Annotated in this window: 14 protein-coding genes and 1 riboswitch; of the genes, 9 read left to right on the top strand and 5 right to left on the bottom strand. The window is 57.8% G+C overall.

Annotated features, from left to right (window positions below; genetic code table 11):
• The first annotated feature begins 263 nt into the window (after nt 1-263).
• Genes ABLX76_RS14995 through aroD form a run of 4 tightly spaced genes read left to right on the top strand, consistent with a single transcriptional unit; the run spans nt 264 to nt 5,183 of the window.
• Nucleotides 264-2,297, top strand: a complete 2,034-nt coding sequence (locus tag ABLX76_RS14995) for an FAD-dependent oxidoreductase (RefSeq protein WP_087849883.1) — start codon at nt 264-266, stop codon at nt 2,295-2,297.
• An 11-nt stretch (nt 2,298-2,308) separates the two neighbouring features.
• Nucleotides 2,309-3,172: a shikimate dehydrogenase gene (locus ABLX76_RS14990; protein WP_017901194.1), complete on the top strand. Its 864-nt coding sequence runs from the start codon at nt 2,309-2,311 to the stop codon at nt 3,170-3,172.
• A 10-nt stretch (nt 3,173-3,182) separates the two neighbouring features.
• The gene (locus ABLX76_RS14985) at nt 3,183-4,397 is read left to right on the top strand and encodes an MFS transporter (protein ID WP_032453837.1); all 1,215 of its coding nucleotides are present in this window, start codon (nt 3,183-3,185) and stop codon (nt 4,395-4,397) included.
• Between the two features lie 30 nt (nt 4,398-4,427).
• A complete protein-coding gene (aroD, locus tag ABLX76_RS14980; RefSeq protein WP_065882765.1) occupies nt 4,428-5,183 on the top strand; it encodes a type I 3-dehydroquinate dehydratase in 756 nt (251 codons plus the stop codon).
• A gap of 37 nt (nt 5,184-5,220) precedes the next feature.
• On the opposite strand, the gene ABLX76_RS14975 is transcribed toward aroD, so the two are convergent.
• Nucleotides 5,221-6,117, bottom strand: a complete 897-nt coding sequence (locus tag ABLX76_RS14975) for a LysR family transcriptional regulator (protein WP_004204315.1) — start codon at nt 6,115-6,117, stop codon at nt 5,221-5,223.
• 231 nt (nt 6,118-6,348) lie between these two features.
• Here ABLX76_RS14975 and ABLX76_RS14970 point away from each other — a divergent pair, with 231 nt between their 5' ends.
• Nucleotides 6,349-7,659 (top strand): MFS transporter, encoded by a 1,311-nt coding sequence (locus tag ABLX76_RS14970; protein ID WP_348874765.1) that lies wholly within the window; start codon nt 6,349-6,351, stop codon nt 7,657-7,659.
• A 44-nt stretch (nt 7,660-7,703) separates the two neighbouring features.
• Here ABLX76_RS14970 and ABLX76_RS14965 read toward each other — a convergent pair whose 3' ends face one another.
• Nucleotides 7,704-8,888, bottom strand: coding sequence for a sugar efflux transporter (locus tag ABLX76_RS14965; RefSeq protein WP_023291966.1), 1,185 nt, complete (start codon nt 8,886-8,888; stop codon nt 7,704-7,706).
• A 277-nt stretch (nt 8,889-9,165) separates the two neighbouring features.
• Nucleotides 9,166-9,318 (bottom strand): glucose uptake inhibitor SgrT, encoded by a 153-nt coding sequence (gene sgrT / locus ABLX76_RS14960; RefSeq protein ID WP_004204309.1) that lies wholly within the window; start codon nt 9,316-9,318, stop codon nt 9,166-9,168.
• An 87-nt stretch (nt 9,319-9,405) separates the two neighbouring features.
• On the opposite strand from sgrT, the gene sgrR reads away from it, so the two are divergent.
• The 4 genes from sgrR to thiQ all read left to right on the top strand — a co-directional run bounded on the left by sgrR (nt 9,406) and on the right by thiQ (nt 14,605).
• A complete protein-coding gene (gene sgrR, locus ABLX76_RS14955) occupies nt 9,406-11,061 on the top strand; it encodes an HTH-type transcriptional regulator SgrR (RefSeq protein ID WP_065882768.1) in 1,656 nt (551 codons plus the stop codon).
• A 37-nt stretch (nt 11,062-11,098) separates the two neighbouring features.
• A riboswitch (TPP riboswitch) is annotated at nt 11,099-11,318 on the top strand.
• 32 nt (nt 11,319-11,350) lie between these two features.
• Nucleotides 11,351-12,334 carry a thiamine ABC transporter substrate binding subunit gene (thiB, locus tag ABLX76_RS14950; protein WP_023291964.1) on the top strand — a complete coding sequence of 328 codons (984 nt, stop codon included), beginning with the start codon at nt 11,351-11,353 and terminating at the stop codon, nt 12,332-12,334.
• Entirely contained in the window at nt 12,310-13,920 is a 1,611-nt protein-coding gene (gene thiP / locus ABLX76_RS14945) for a thiamine/thiamine pyrophosphate ABC transporter permease ThiP (protein WP_065882770.1), read from the top strand. The genes thiB and thiP overlap by 25 nt, the downstream gene beginning before the upstream one ends.
• Nucleotides 13,904-14,605, top strand: coding sequence for a thiamine ABC transporter ATP-binding protein ThiQ (gene thiQ / locus ABLX76_RS14940; protein WP_348874762.1), 702 nt, complete (start codon nt 13,904-13,906; stop codon nt 14,603-14,605). Before thiP ends, thiQ begins: the two co-directional genes overlap by 17 nt.
• Here the strand turns inward: thiQ and ABLX76_RS14935 are convergent.
• The gene (locus ABLX76_RS14935; RefSeq protein WP_023291961.1) at nt 14,592-15,359 is read right to left on the bottom strand and encodes a DedA family protein; all 768 of its coding nucleotides are present in this window, start codon (nt 15,357-15,359) and stop codon (nt 14,592-14,594) included. The two genes, thiQ and ABLX76_RS14935, sit on opposite strands and share 14 nt — an antisense overlap.
• A gap of 128 nt (nt 15,360-15,487) precedes the next feature.
• Nucleotides 15,488-16,333, bottom strand: coding sequence for an arabinose operon transcriptional regulator AraC (gene araC, locus ABLX76_RS14930; protein ID WP_004204301.1), 846 nt, complete (start codon nt 16,331-16,333; stop codon nt 15,488-15,490).
• Nucleotides 16,334-16,589 lie beyond the last annotated feature (256 nt).

Here is a 16,589-nt window from a genome sequence, read left to right as displayed (position 1 = left end):
TGATTCCGCTTTCCTCCCCCTGACCTGCGTGGTTTATGTATTATCCCTTCACTGCAAGTAAAAATAAGGTACGAGTGTTTAATATAAAAATATAACAATGTGAAAAAAGCGTTAATCTCATAGAGAACCCCTATAGCTCACAGCAAAAAAAAGCATTATTTTTCGATTTTTCGCCTCGCTATCTTTTCCCACAGAGAAATATTAACTAAGGACACGCCCGGGCCCCCGCATAGCGGTTTCCCGGCCTCCTGTGGAGAGAAGAGATGAGCCACTATCCGCACCTTTTCAGTCCGTTGACCATCAACGGCATGACGCTAAAAAACCGCATTATTATGCCCCCGATGGGCACCAATATGGCCACGCTCAATGGCGAGGTCTCGCAGGAACAGCTGGAATACTACGAACTGCGGGCCAAAGGCGGCACCGGGCTTATCACCATCGAAAACATCTGTATTGATTTCCCTTTCGCCTCCAACGGCACCACCCAGCTGCGGATCGATAACGATCAATATATCCCGCGGCTGTTTAAATTAACCGAGACCCTGCATAAACATGGCGCCTGCGTATCCATTCAGTTAAATCACGCAGGCGCTTCGGCTTATGCCTACCGCCTCGAAGGTCAGACACCGCTCTCCTCCTCGACGACGCCCTCGAAAAAGCACGGTAATATTCCGCGGCCAATGACCCATGAGGAAATTTATCACGCGGTGGAAAAATTCGGTGACGCCGCAGAGCGCGTTCGTCGCGCGGGTTTTGACTGCGTCGAAATTCATGCTGGCCACTCCTATTTAATTAGCCAGTTTTTATCGCCGCTATTTAACAAGCGCACCGATGAATTTGGCGGCAGCGTCGAAAACCGCGCCCGGATATTAAGTCTGATTGTCGATAAAGTTCGCGCCTGCGTCGGGCCGCGTTTTCCGGTCAGCCTGCGCATTAGCGCCGACGACTTCCTCAAGGGCGGCAATACCCTCGAAGATTCTCTGCGCATCCTTGAGCTCTGCCAGGAGAAGGTCGATATCATCAACGTCTCGGCGGCGCAGAACGACAACCTGAATCTGCAAATCGACCAGATGTCGCTGGAGGATGGCTGGAAACGTTATCTCTCCCGCGCGGTGCGCGATAAATTCCATAAGCCCACGGTCATCGCCGGCAATATCCGTACCCCGCAGGTGGCCGAGGATATCCTCGCCAGCGGCGATGCCGATCTCATTGCCATTGGTCGCGGTCTGATTGCCGAGCCGGAGTGGGTGCAGAAGGTGCAAAGCGGTAAAGAACGCCTGATGCGCAAATGCATCTCCTGCAATATCGGCTGCGCCGACCATCGCATCGCCCGCTCGCGCCCGCTGCGCTGTTCAATTAACCCGGACATCATTCACGGCGATACCTACAAAACGCGGCGCGTTAATCGCGAAACGAACGTGGTCGTCATCGGCGCTGGCACTGCCGGGATGGAGGCCGCCTGCACCGCGGCGGAAGTCGGCTGCCACACCTGGCTGCTGGAGGCGAAAAATCACGTCGGCGGTCTCGCCAGCGATATCGCCCGTCTGCCGGAGAAAAAACGCATCGCGGATTTCCCGCAGTTTATGAAAAACCGCATCGCCACGCTGGACAACCTGATGCTGCAGGTCGGCAAACGGGCAGACGTAGCCTCGGTTTCCGCCCTGCGTCCGCATCTGATCGTCAATGCCACCGGCTCGACCCCCCTGCTGCCGCCTATTGCAGGACTGCGGGAGAATATTGACGCCGCGGAAGGCAAGGTCTTTTCCATTACCGGCATGATCGACAATCTGGCGAAATTTACCCATGTCGAGGGCAAACGCATCGCCGTTGTCGGCGCGGGCGCCGTTGGCCTTGACGTCATCGAATACTTTACCGCTCGCGGCGCGCTAGCGGTATTAATCGAAATGCAGGACGCCGCCGGTCGCGATCTCGACATCATTACCAGGAATGCCATGTTGAACATGCTCGACGAGCACCAGGTCGAACAGCACATGAATACGCAACTGATGGCGGTGGCTGCCGACCATTTCCAGGTGAAAAATACACAGCATACCTTCGATATCCCCTTCGACTACGGCTTTGTCTGCCTGGGGATGCGCGCCAACCGGACGGGTCTCGACGAGATCGAGCGCTGGGCCAATGCCAATAACGTCAAAATCATGAATATCGGCGACAGCGTGATGGCGCGACGCATTATCGACGGCATCCGCGAAGGCCGCAACGTGCTGGACACCCTCGAAGACATGGGTGCGCTGGGCAGCCGCGAAGCACAACGAATTCCCTTTCTAACTTATTGAGGATTTTTGTCATGGCAGAACGTATTACTGGACACACTGAGCTGATTGGTCTGATCGCCACCCCGATTCGCCACAGCATGTCGCCCACCATGCACAACGAGGCTTTCGCCCATCTCGGGCTGGACTACGTCTACCTGGCTTTTGAAGTCGGTAATCAGGAGCTGAAAGACGTTGTGCAGGGCTTCCGGGCTTTGAAGCTGCGCGGCTTTAACGTCTCTATGCCGAACAAAACCGAGATTTGCCAGTATCTCGATAAGCTCTCGCCGGCGGCGCAGCTGGTCGGGGCGGTGAATACCGTGGTCAATGACGACGGCGTACTGACCGGGCATATTACCGACGGCACCGGCTATATGCGCGCCCTTAGCGAAGCGGGTATCGATATTATTGGCAAGAAGATGACCGTGCTCGGCGCCGGCGGCGCGGCGACCGCGCTCTGCGTCCAGGCGGCACTGGATGGAGTGAAGGCGATCTCGATCTTCAACCGTCGCGATAAATTCTTCGCCAACGCCGAAGAAACGGTAGCCAAGATCCGCAACAACACGCGCTGCGAGATCCATCTGTTCGATCTCGACGATCATGACAAACTGCGTGCCGAAATCGACAGCAGCGTGATCCTGACCAATGCCACCGGGGTCGGCATGAAGCCGTTCGAAGGCCAGATGCTGCTCCCGGACGACAGCTTCCTGCGTCCGGACCTGATCGTCTCCGACGTCGTGTACAACCCGCGCAAAACCCACCTTCTGGAAGTGGCTGAGAAAAAAGGCTGCCGTACGCTAAACGGCCTCGGGATGATGCTGTGGCAAGGCGCGCGCGCGTTCGAAATCTGGACGGGTAAACAGATGCCGGTTGATTACATCAAAAGCATCCTGTTCTAAGGGGCAAGCGATGAAAAATAAATACGTCCCTACCGCGGCAGGGCTGTACCTCAACTACCTGATTCATGGCATGGGGGTGCTGCTGATCACCCTCAACATGGCCCATCTCCAGGAGCAGTGGGGAACAGACGCTGCCGGCGTATCAGTGGTGATCTCCTCGTTAGGGATCGGCAAACTGGCGACCATCGTGACCGGCTTTCTGTCGGATCGCTTTGGTCGTAAGCCCTTTATCTATCTGGGGATCCTCAGCTATCTGATCTTTTTTATCGGCATTCTGCTGACCAAAAATATCTATCTGGCCTATGTCTTCGGCATTATGGCGGGCCTGGCGAACAGCTTCCTCGACTCCGGCACCTATCCGGCGCTGATGGAATCTTTCCCGCACTCCGCCAGCCGGGCCAACGTGCTGATCAAAGCCTTCGTCTCCGCCGGACAGTTCCTGCTGCCGTTCATTATCAGTTTCCTGATCTGGGCGAATCTGTGGTTCGGCTGGTCGTTCGTGATTGCGGCGGCGCTGTTTGTTGTGAGCGGCCTCTATTTGCTCAAAATGCCGTTCCCGGATAGCCAGGCGGCGAAAAAAGAGGCCACCCCAGGGCCACAGGCGGAAACCTCCGCCCGTCCGCAGGCCAACAAACTGGATATGGTGATCTTCACCCTGTACGGCTATATCGGCATGGCGACCTTCTATCTGGTCAGCCAGTGGCTGGCGCAGTACGGTCAGTTCGTGGTCGGCCTGCCCTATGCCTCGGCGATTAAGCTGCTCAGCATCTACACCGTCGGGTCGCTGGTCTGCGTCTTCGTGACCGCCGCCTTCGTCAAAGAGGTGTTCAGCTCCGCCGTCGCCATGATCATCTATACTGGCCTGTCGATGGTCTCGCTGCTGCTGGTGTGCCTGTTCCCGACGCCGATGATGGTTACCGGCTTCGCCTTTGTCATCGGCTTTGCCGCCGCGGGCGGAGTGCTACAGCTGGGAGCGACGATCATGGCGATGAGCTTCCCGAACGGGAAAGGCAAGGCAACCGGCATCTTCTACACCGCCGGCAGTATCGCCAGCTTCACGATCCCGCTGATCACCGCCAAACTTTCGCAGATCAGTATTGCCAGCATTATGTGGTTTGATTTTGCGATCGCCGTGATCGGCTTTGTGATCGCCCTGTACATCGGCTATCGTCAACTGCAGGCTCGGGCGGCGCAAAAAGTATCACCCACCGCAGTCACCGCCTGAGGTTCAACGCGAATAATAATGGATGCCTACATGACAAATGCAGTTACCGTAAAGAACATCACCTTCCAGGAAGGGGAAACCTTAATTTGTGTACCGCTGATCGGCAAAACGCTGGATGAAATACTGGGTAACGCCCACGGCCTGGTCGACGCCGGCGCCGATATCATCGAATGGCGCGTTGACCACTTTACTCAGGTGAGAGAGATGGCTCAGGTGATGGCCGCGCTGGCGGAAATCCGTGGCGCGCTGAAAGCGCTGCCGCTGCTGTTCACCTTCCGCAGCAAGAAAGAAGGCGGCGAGACCGAGCTCAGCGACGACGCCTACTTCGCGCTCAACCGCGAAGCGGCGCGCAGTGGCCTGGTTGATGTCATCGATATCGAGCTGTTCAATGATGAAGCGCAGATCCGCGCGCTGGTTGACGATGCGCATGCCGCGGGCGTCAAAGTGATCATGAGTAACCATGATTTTCATAAGACCCCTGCCCAGGAAGATATCATCTATCGCCTGCGCCGCATGCAGGATCTGGGCGCCGATCTGCCGAAGATCGCGGTGATGCCGCAATCGCCGCAGGACGTTCTGACCCTGCTCGCCGCCACGCTGACCATGAAAGAGAAGTATGCCACCCGCCCGCTGATCACCATGTCGATGGGAAAATCGGGCGGCGTCAGCCGGGTCACCGGGCGTCTTTTTGGCTCAGCCATGACCTTCGGTACCGTGGGTCAGGCTTCCGCGCCGGGACAGATCGCCATCGACAAGCTGCGTGAAGTAATGGATATTCTCTCCTGATAACCCCTTAGCCCGGAGGACCTCTCCGGGCTATTCGCTAACAGATCTTCTGGCTGTCGTGGATGACCACATTTTTAAACGACTGCAGCGCAGGGGAAAGTCCGCGGTCTTTCATGGTTGCCAGATAAATATAGCGCGGAGGGAGGGTGTTTTTAATCTTCAGGATATGGACGTTGTAATGGGAGAGCGCCGAGATCCGCGGCATGATCGCGATCCCGTAGTCAATGCTGACCAGCCCGGCCATCGCGGTATCCTCTTCCACGTAGCAGGCAATCTCCGGCACCAGCTTTTGCTGCATAAATACATTATCGATAAACGGACGTAAGCCGCTATTTTCTGAAAAATAGATATAGGGATAATGAATCGTCTCCACGAGGTCGACTTCATGTTCATACAGCCGGGCCAGCGGATGATCCCTGGCGGTCACCACCACCAGCTCCTGCTGAATAACCGGAATAAAATCGATATCGGGTTCATCGGCAATATAAGAGCAGATCGCCAGATCGACTTTTCCCGCTTTCAGCTCTTGCAACAGCGTCAGCGAGGTCCCTTGAGTAAAAGAAAAAGTCACGTTGTGAAATTCAGGTGAAAGAGAATATTTATTAATTAACTGCGGAACAACATATTCGCCCATCGTGTAAATAAAGGCTATACGAATGTTTTCTTTATTTTCAGCGCCGTTTTTTTGCAAAACTGTGCGGCCATTTTCCAGTGAGGCCAGCGCATCTTCGACATACGGCAGAAACCGCTTGCCGTTTTGCGTAATTTTAACGTTCCGTCCCTGTCTGGCGAACAGCGCGACCCCTAACTCCTTCTCCAGCTCTGATATCGCATGGCTTAGTGAAGGCTGGGTGATGCACAGACTGGAGGCCGCTTCGGTATAATGTTCAGTTTCAGACAGACGTTTAAAATAATAAAGTTGCTTTAGGTTCATTATTTTTGCCCGTATAATATAAGAATAAATTCACTGATGCTAATATACCATGCAAGCCACCAATAATGCGCACGTGCGGGAAAATATTGGCGGTGCATCAAATATTATTTTCTGAAGCGGATGAATGTGCCACAAAGCGTTGCCATTCATAGATACAACCTATAGTTCCCGGAGCTATTTTTGCATATACAAATATATGCAAAAATATTTTAAACTTTAAAGGAACTCGCTATGAGTATGTCAAACTCTCAGGAAGTCCTCACTTCCTCATCGGGGACGAAAAAAAGAAGCCGCGTTCGGATAGTTATTTTACTGCTGTTGTCCGTCGGAACGATGATCAATTATCTCGACCGCACCATCCTCGGTATCGTTGCCCCACAGTTAACCCAGGAAATTCATATCGATCCGGCGATGATGGGCATCATTTTCTCCGCCTTTGCCTGGACCTATGCCCTGGCGCAGATCCCCGGCGGCATGTTTTTAGACCGCTTCGGCAACAAACTGACCTATGCCCTGTCAATTTTCTTCTGGTCGCTGTTTACCCTGCTGCAAAGTTTCACCCTCGGGCTTAAATCTCTGCTGCTTCTGCGCCTGGGACTCGGCGTCAGTGAAGCGCCCTGCTTCCCGGCCAACAGCCGCATCGTCAGCACCTGGTTCCCGCAGCATGAGCGCGCGCGGGCGACGGCAACATATACGGTTGGTGAATATATAGGACTGGCGGCCTTCTCGCCGCTGTTATTTTTAATCCTCGAACATCATGGCTGGAGAACGCTTTTTTTCCTCACCGGCGGATTAGGTATTTTATTTACTTTGGTGTGGTGGCGTTTTTATCATGAACCCCATGAATCGCGCACGGCTAATCAAGCGGAGCTGGATTATATCGGCGCAAACGGCATTGACAATAAAATCCAGAACGTTCCATTTAACTGGCGTGACGCCAGGCGCCTGCTGGGCTGTCGCCAGATCCTCGGCGCCAGTCTGGGTCAGTTTGCCGGCAACACCACGCTGGTGTTTTTCCTGACGTGGTTTCCCAGCTATCTGGCCAACGAGCGCCATCTTCCCTGGCTGCACGTTGGCTTCTTCGCCACCTGGCCGTTCCTCGCCGCCGCCATCGGCATCCTCTTCGGCGGCTGGATCTCGGACCGACTGCTGAAGCAAACCGGCTCCGTCAACATCAGTCGGAAGTTACCAATAATTTCCGGATTATTACTCTCCAGCTGTATTATTGCGGCGAACTGGGTGAGCGCCAACAGCACCGTTATTATTATCATGTCGGTGGCGTTTTTTGGCCAGGGAATGGTTGGCCTGGGCTGGACGTTAATTTCTGATATTGCCCCGGAAAATATGGCAGGCCTGACCGGCGGTATATTTAATTTCTGCGCTAATATGGCGTCGATTATAGCCCCACTGATAATTGGCGTGATTATCTCCGCTACGGGTAACTTCTTTTACGCACTGGTCTACGTCGGCCTGACGGCGCTGATCGGCGTGATTGCCTACATCTTTATCATCGGCGACATCAAGCGAATCGAACTGAAGTAAACCCGGCGGCCCCGGCGAATTGCACGCCGGGGCGAAGAGGACGGTCAGATATCCTTTACCTTGCTGGTTAAAAACAGCGTCACCAGCGAAATCGCGGCGATCGTCCAGTAGACGCTGGCGTGGCCATAGCTCTGCGACAGCGCCCCCTGCATCACGCCGGCCAGGATCACGCCAGTGGAAATACTGTTGGTAAACAGGGTGGTCGCCGCCCCCGCGCGCCCCGGCATTAAATCCTGGAACCACAGCATGCCGATCCCGGCGATAATGCCGATAAAGATGGCGTTGAACAGCTGCAGGGCCAGCAGCGCCGTACGGCCATGAAACAGGATCAACCCCAGATAAAACAGCACACCGGCCGCCACCGCCGCCACCATCATTTTACGTTTACCAAAGCGCTTCACGTAGTAGCCGGCGAGGATCATCGCTGGAATCTCCAGCCCGGCGGCGGTGCCCATCAGGATCCCGGCCAGGCTGTCGGGAAGCCCGAGATCGCTGCTGATCCACAGCGGCATATCAATGATATACATGGTGTTGCAGGTCCACATCAGGGTGGAGGCGATAAACAGCATGCGTACGTTCTTGTCCTGCCAGCCGCCGGCCTGCGCCAGCGCCTCCGCCTCTTCCGAGGGCTGCTCCACGCGCGGAACCGAGGGTAGTTTGACGGCAATCAGCGCCAGGCTGATCACAAAGATGCCCGCCGCAATGGAGAACATGGTGGTAAAGCCATAGTTGAGCGCCAGCATAAAGGCCAGCGGCGGGCCAATCACCCACGCCAGGGACAGCTGGGCACGCATGACCGAGCTGAACATCACCACTTCCCGCGCCGAGCTGTCGGCATATTCCCGCGCCAGGGCAAAGAGCTGCGGCATGGCGGCGTTAGCGATGGATGCCAGCATCACCCCGCAGGTGATCAGCGTCAGATAGTGGCGGTTGAAGGCAAACAGCAGCGCATTGCCTACCGCCATCAGGCAGCAGAACATAATTAACCGCCGCCGGTCGCCGCGGCTATCGGAGCGCTTGGCCAGCGCCAGACTCACCAGGATCCCGGCTATCGCATTCACGGTGTAGAACAGGCCCACCCAGAACGGCTGCGCCCCCACTTCGCGGCTGAGAAACAAACTCAACGTCGGCGCCTGCAATGCGCCCGCCACGCCCATCATAAAAGCAACCAGCATAAAGGCGGCATAGACGCCGTTTAGCCGTCGTCCCATCGTCATCAACCACAGCATGAAATGTCCTTAACACACGCGAAGTAAACGAAAAAAGCCAGCAGAGGCTTTCTGCTGGCGGGTGATTCTATACTCTTTGGAATTCACGTTGCAGGACAAACGGTTAACCGTTTTTGCGCTGGCTCCGAAAGGGTGAGTCCCGTAGGGGCGATTCACGCGGCCAGAACATAGGGCTCTGGGAGCATCGACAGCGATAAACCCGGGCGAGCGCGCGCACCTGCAGCTTGAAAAACGACGAGTATAACACCAATACTCAGTCACACATGATGTCTGCAAGTCAATGATCAGAGGTCTTTGACGTCACTCCCCACTGCATCAGTTCTCCCAGAATTTCCTGCTGTCGTCCTGCCATCAGGCGGGCCAGCCAGGACGCTTCCTGCGTCGCAGAAAAGTAGCGCTGGTAGAACGATTTTGCGGTAGACCTCATCATATTCACCTCCTCGCTTCATCGGGATTCATTATTGGCTTAATATGGGGAGTAATAAATTGCTGAGTTTTGCGCAGGAGTTCCTCTTTTATGTCTTCCGGCCGTCTGCAACAACAGTTCATCCGTCTATGGCAGTGCTGCGACGGCAAATCGCAGGAGACCACCCTCAACGAGCTGGCGGAAATGCTGAGCTGCTCGCGCCGCCACATGCGCACCTTGCTCAATATGATGGAGTCCCGCGGCTGGCTGACCTGGGAGGCGGAGGCTGGCCGCGGAAAACGCTCGCGGCTGAGCTTTCTCTATACCGGCCTCGCCCTGCAGCAGCAGCGTGCCGAAGATCTGCTTGAACAGGATCGCATCGATCAGCTGGTGCAGCTGGTCGGCGATAAAGCCGCCGTCCGTCAGATGCTGGTCTCGCATCTCGGGCGCAGCTTCCGCCAAGGGCGGCACATCCTGCGCGTGCTCTACTACCGGCCAATGAAGAATTTACTGCCCGGCAGCGCGCTGCGACGTTCGGAAACCCATATCGCCCGGCAAATATTCAGCGCTCTGACGCGGGTAAATGAGGAAAATGGGGAACTGGAAGCCGATATTGCCCACCACTGGCAGCAGTTGACGCCCACCCACTGGCGCTTTTTCCTCCGGCCAGGCATCCATTTTCACCATGGCCGTGAGCTGGAGATGACCGATGTGATCGCTTCTCTGCAGCGCAGCAATGCCCTGCCGCTCTATTCGCATATCGAACGCATTGAATCGCCCACCGCCTGGACCCTGGATATTCATCTGCGCCAGCCCGACCGCTGGCTGCCCTGGCTGCTGGGCCAGGTGCCGGCGATGGTGCTGCCGCAGGAGTGGCGGACCATGAACCACTTTTCTTCGATGCCGGTCGGCACCGGCCCGTATGCCGTGGTGCGCAACAATCAGAACCAGCTCAAGATCCACGCCTTTGAGGACTATTTTGGCTACCGGGCGCTGATCGATGAGGTGAACGTCTGGGTGCTACCGGAAATTAGCGAAGAGCCCAACGGCGGCCTGACGCTGCAGGGCAATACCGAAAGCGAAAAGGCGGTGGAGAGTCGTCTGGAAGAGGGGTGCTACTACCTGCTGTTCGACTCGCGAAGCCCGCTGGGCGCCAACGAGGCGGTGCGCCGCTGGTTAAGCTATCTGTTCCAGCCCGCGAACCTGCTCTACCACGCGGGCGAGCTTTACCAGGGCAACTGGTTTCCCGCTTACGGCCTGCTGCCGCGCTGGCATCACGCCAGCAACCACGCCTGCGACAAGCCGGCGGGCCTGGAGACGGTTACCCTCACCTACTACCGCGATCACGTCGAACATCGGGTGATCGGCGGGATCATGCGCGACCTGCTGGCGGCGCATCAGGTAAAGCTGGAGATCCAGGAGCTGGAGTACGATGCCTGGCATCGCGGCGAGGTGGTCAGCGATATCTGGCTCAACAGCGTTAACTTCACCTTGCCGATCGAATTCTCGCTATTCGCCTATCTGTACGAAGTCCCGCTGATTCAGCGCTGCATCCCCATCGACTGGCAGGAAGACGCCAGCCGCTGGCGCGCGGGAGAGTTTAATCCGGCTACCTGGAGTCAGCGCCTGCTGGCCAGCCAGCATATCGTGCCGCTGATCCATCACTGGCTGATGATTCAGGGGCAGCGCAGTATGCGCGGCGTGCGGATGAACACCCTCGGCTGGTTCGATTTTAAATCCGCATGGTTTGCGCCGCCTGAGCCGTAAGCGCTTTCCGTCATCTGACAAAATCATTACACTAAGGCCGTTCTCAACGGGGTGCTAATAAACATACGCAATATCATTCAAGTTGCATCAAGGCAGCAAGCGGGTGAATCCCCTGGAGCATAGATAGCTATGTGACTGGGGTGAACGCGCGAAGCTAACGCAGATGCGGCTTGAAGGATGAAGCGTATGGGCTGAGAAAATACCCGTCGAACCTGATCCGGATAACGCCGGCGAAGGGATTTGAGGCTCACTCAAAATCCTTTGCCACCCCTTTTTTCTGAGGTGCAAAGTGTTGAAAAAATTACTCCCGCTGCTGGCGCTGGTCGCCATGCCCGCTCTGGCTAAGCCTGTCCTCACCGTCTATACCTATGACTCCTTCTCTGCCGACTGGGGCCCCGGCCCGGCGGTCAAAAAAGCGTTTGAAGCGGACTGCGGCTGCGAGCTGAAGTTCGTCGCGCTGGAAGATGGCGTTTCGCTGCTGAATCGTCTGCGCATGGAAGGCAAGAACAGCAAGGCTGACGTCGTGCTGGGCCTGGATAACAACCTGCTGGAAGCCGCGGCGCAGAGTCAGCTGTTCGCTAAAAGCCACGTTCCCGCCAGCGCGGTCAGCGTGCCGGGCGGCTGGGATAACGACACCTTTGTCCCCTACGATTACGGCTATTTCGCCTTCGTCTATGACAAAAACAAACTGGCCAATCCGCCGAAAAGCCTGAAAGAGTTGGTCGAGAGCCCGCAGAAGTGGCGCGTCATCTATGAAGATCCGCGCACCAGCACCCCGGGGCTGGGGCTGCTGCTATGGATGCAAAAAGTCTATGGCGATAAAGCGCCCGAGGCCTGGCAGAAACTGGCGGCGAAGACCGTTACCGTCACCAAGGGCTGGAGCGAAGCCTACGGTCTGTTCCTGAAAGGCGAAAGCGACTTGGTGTTGAGCTACACCACCTCGCCGGCCTACCACATTATTGAAGAGAAAAAAGACCACTATGCGGCGGCGAATTTCGCCGAAGGCCACTATCTGCAGGTCGAAGTTGCCGCCCGCACCGCCGCCAGCAAGCAGCCGGAACTCGCGGAAAAATTCCTCAAATTCATGGTATCTCCTGGCTTCCAGAACGCCATCCCCACCGGCAACTGGATGTATCCGGTGACCCAGGTCGCGCTGCCGGCCGGTTTTGCAACCCTGGTGAAGCCCCAGACCACGCTGACGTTTACCCCGCAGCAGGTCGCCAGCGAGCGTCAGACCTGGATTAGCGCATGGCAACGCGCCGTCAGCCGCTAAACCTTAGCGGGCTGCTGCCGGGCCTGTTCGCCGCCACGCTGCTCTGCGCCGTCGCGCTGGCGGCGTTTCTGGCGCTGTGGTTCAGCGCGCCCGGCACGGGCTGGCAGACGGTTTTCAGCGATAGCTACCTCTGGCACGTGGTGCGCTTCTCCTTCTGGCAGGCGTCGCTCTCAGCGCTGCTTTCGGTGGGCCCGGCCGTCTTTCTCGCCCGCGCGCTTTATCGGCGTCGCTTTCCCGGCCGCACCCTGCTGCTGCGCCTGTGCGCGATGACCCTGATCCTGCCGGTGCTGGTGGCGGTGTTCGGCATCCTCAGCGTCTATGGCCGCCAGGGCTGGCTGGCCTCGCTGTTTCACACTTTCGGCTGGCAGTGGGATTTCTCGCCTTACGGCCTGCAGGGCATCCTGCTGGCGCACGTCTTTTTCAATATGCCGATGGCCACCCGCCTGCTGCTGCAGGCGCTGGAGAACATTCCCGGCGAGCAGCGGCAAATTGCCGCCCAGCTTGGCATGCGCGGCTATGCCTTCTTCCGCCTCGTCGAATGGCCATGGATGCGCCGGCACATTCCCGCCGTCGCCGCGCTGATTTTTATGCTCTGCTTTGCCAGCTTCGCCACCGTGCTGTCGCTGGGCGGCGGCCCGAAGGCCACCACCATTGAGCTGGCTATCTACCAGGCGCTGAGCTTTGACTACGATCCGGCGCGAGCGGCGATGCTGGCGTTGATCCAGATGCTCTGCTGCCTCGGGCTGGTGCTGCTCAGCCAGCGTCTCAGTAAAGCGGTGGCTATCGGCGTCAGCCATGTCCGCGGCTGGCGCGACCCTGACGATCGCCTGCATAGCCGGCTGAGCGATGGGTTGCTGATCGGCGCCGCCCTGCTGCTTCTGCTGCCGCCGTTGCTGGCGGTCATCGTCGACGGGATCAACCGCAACATGCTGGACGTGCTGGCGCAGCCCGCCCTCTGGCAGGCATTGACGACTTCTCTGCGCATCGCCATTGCCGCCGGGCTGTTGAGCGTCACCCTGACGATGATGCTGCTATGGAGCAGTCGCGAGCTGCGCGCCCGTCAGCGGCCGCTGGCCGGGCAGGCGATGGAGCTGAGCGGCATGCTGATCCTTGCCATGCCGGGCATCGTGCTGGCTACCGGCTTCTTCCTGCTGCTCAATAACAGCATCGGCCTGCCGGAGTCCGCCGACGGCATCGTCATCTTTACCAATGCCCTGATGGCGATCCCCTACGCGCTTAAAGTGCTGGAAAACCCGATGCGCGACATTGCCGTCCGCTACAGCATGCTCTGCCAGTCGCTGGGGATCGAAGGCCTGGCGCGGCTGCGGGTCATCGAACTTCGCGCGCTCCGGCGCCCGCTGGCCCAGGCGTTAGCCTTCGCCTGCGTGCTGTCGATTGGCGACTTCGGCGTGGTGGCGCTGTTCGGCAACGAGGCGTTCCGCACCCTACCTTTCTATCTGTACCAGCAGATAGGCGCCTACCGCAGCCAGGACGGCGCCGTCACCGCCCTGCTTCTGCTGCTGCTCTGTTTCTTATTATTTACGCTGATTGAAAAACTTCCGGGGCGTGATGCTAAAACTCAATGATGTAACCTGGCTGTACCAGCATCTGCCGATGCGCTTTACTCTCGACGTCGCGCGCGGCGAGCGCATCGCGCTGCTCGGCCCCAGCGGCGCCGGAAAGAGCACCCTGCTGAATCTGATCGCCGGTTTTCTGCCGCCCGCCAGCGGCAGCCTGCAGATTAACGGCGAGACGCATCACGCGACGCCGCCGGCGCAGCGTCCGGTTTCGATGCTGTTCCAGGAGAATAACCTGTTTAACCATCTGACCATTCGGCAGAATATCAGTCTCGGGATCCACCCTGGCCTGAAACTGAGCCGCGAACAGCAGCAGAAAGTCACGGCGATTGCCGCCCAGATGGGAATTGATGACCTGCTTGAACGCCTGCCGGGAGAGCTCTCCGGCGGTCAACGGCAGCGCGCGGCGCTGGCCCGCTGTCTGGTGCGCCAGCAGCCGGTGCTGCTGCTGGATGAACCCTTCTCAGCGCTCGACCCGGCGCTGCGCCAGGAGATGCTGGCGCTGGTGGCTGATGTCTGCGAGCAGCAGCAGCTCACCCTGCTGATGGTCTCGCACAGCGTGGAAGATGCCGCGCGCATTGCGCCGCGCTCGATTGTGGTCGCCGAAGGGCGCATTGTCTGGGATGGCGCTACCGCCGAGCTGTTAAGCGGCCACAGCAGCGCCTCGCATCTGATGGGGATCAGCGCGCAATAACCTTGTGCAGGATCGCCAGATAGACCGGCATCAGCGGATGGCGGAAGACAAACGTTAACGCCGTTGCCGCCAGCGCGACCATAAGCGGCGTCAGCCACAGCAGACGCCCGCGCGGCAGCCAGCGGGTCAGCCGATCGCCAGACGTTTTCGCGCTCCGCCACAGCCGCCAGCACAGCCACCCCGCCAGCCAGGCGAGCAGCGCCGCCCCCAGCAGCAGCCATTTAAAGCTGGCGCTGTTTTCATCGGCCGGAATATCAATCGCCGCCCCGGCGAGAATGCCAGGCAGGAAATAGAGCGGCGGCCAGAGCAGACAGCCGATAACATTTGGTAGCACGAATTTGGCCACCGGCAGGTCGAGCATCCCGGCGACCATCGGCACCAGCGGACGCGTCGGCCCGACAAAGCGGCCAATCAGGATGGTGATCATGCTGTGCTGGTGCAGCGCATGCTCGGTTTTCTCCAGCAGGGCGCGGTTTTTCTTCATGAACGACCAGCGGTGCAGCGGCTTTTTAAAGCGCCATCCGAGCCAGAATGAGATCCAGTCGCCCAGCAGACAGCCCACGATCCCCGCCAGCCACGCCTGCCAGAAGTTAACCTCACCGCCGCCAATCAGCGCCCCAAGGCCGGCCATCATCACCGTTCCGGGTAAGATAAGCCCCACCAGCGCCAGCGACTCGAGAAAGGCCACCAGCATCACGGCTAACAGCGAGTAGACCGTGGATTGGGTAATAAAGTGTTCGAGCAATGCTTGCATAATGTACCCGGTTAAAAAACGAAGCCCGGATTCTCCGAAGCCATCGCGCCGTCGTCAAGCCACCAATTGTCTTAATAGTTTACTGGCTGTGACATTTAAGCGGGTCATCATTTCACTTTCTTTACTTTTTATTCACATCCCGCGCGGAATTCGCTCGGGCTGGCGCCGGTGCATTTTTTGAACACGCGGGAAAAATAGAGCTGATCTTCAAAGCCGACGTTGCGCCCGACGGTGGCGATCGGCATCCGCGTGGTGCTCAGCAACAGTTTGGCCTGGCTGATACGCTGGTCCTCCCGCCAGCCGAGGACGCTGATCCCCAGCTGCTGGCGGAACAGGTGCGACAGGCGCGAGGGCGACAGGCAGACGTGCTGGGCGACGCTGGCGATATCAAAATGGCTGTCCGCCAGATGGTCGCTGATGTACTGGCAGGCGTCGCGCACCCGGTTATCCAGCGGCGGATGCAGCGATTCGTTGATCGCCTCCATCCGCCGCAGCAGGAGCTGTTCCAGCAGATTAATCGCCAGCAGTTCGGAATAGCGCCCCGCCCCTTGCCCGGCATCGACGATCTGGCCGAACAGCTCGCCAAAGCGCGCCTGCCACTGCTCGTCCGGACGGAAAAAGCCGGTCTGGGCGAAGATCGTCGGCCAGTTGAGCCACTCGTGCCAGTAGGCGCGCGGGCGGAAGTAGACCCACTGGTGATACCACTCGCTGGCGTCGGGATGGCGGCCGTAATGATGGATCTCCCCCGGCGGGAACAGCAGCATATCGCCCGGCCGGCAGACAAACTGCTCGCCGTGGTTGTTGATTACGCCCTCGCCGCGGATCGTCAGGTTGAGGATATAGCCTTTCATACCCAGCGGGCGGTCGATAAAGAAATCCAGGTATCCCTGCGCCTCAATCGGCGTCAGGCCGGTGACCAGATGAGCGTTAAAAGAGTAGCCCGGCAGCAGCGGATCGTTTTGCGTTTCGGCCATACGCGTGGTTCTCCCGAAGGTATTAGTGACACCAATTGTCCATATTCATCATTTTATCGCTCTCGGCCCTGTCACGACTGCGACGGCGGTGGAAATTTCGCTAAAAAGCCGCACAGCAAGCGAAAAAAGCGCCAGCAGCGTGCATTCCACCGGGATATGCCGGGTAACAAAAGTGTCTATAAATACGGCAGGAAAGTCCACATCGAATATTTGCACGGCGTCACACTTTGCGAGGTGACAGCAAAATAATCCATAA

The organism is Klebsiella sp. JB_Kp004, from assembly GCF_040065795.1.
Lineage (GTDB): Bacteria > Pseudomonadota > Gammaproteobacteria > Enterobacterales > Enterobacteriaceae > Klebsiella > Klebsiella quasipneumoniae.
The sequence above is the reverse complement of the archived record's forward strand: the minus strand, read 5'-3'. Positions and strand labels throughout refer to the sequence as shown.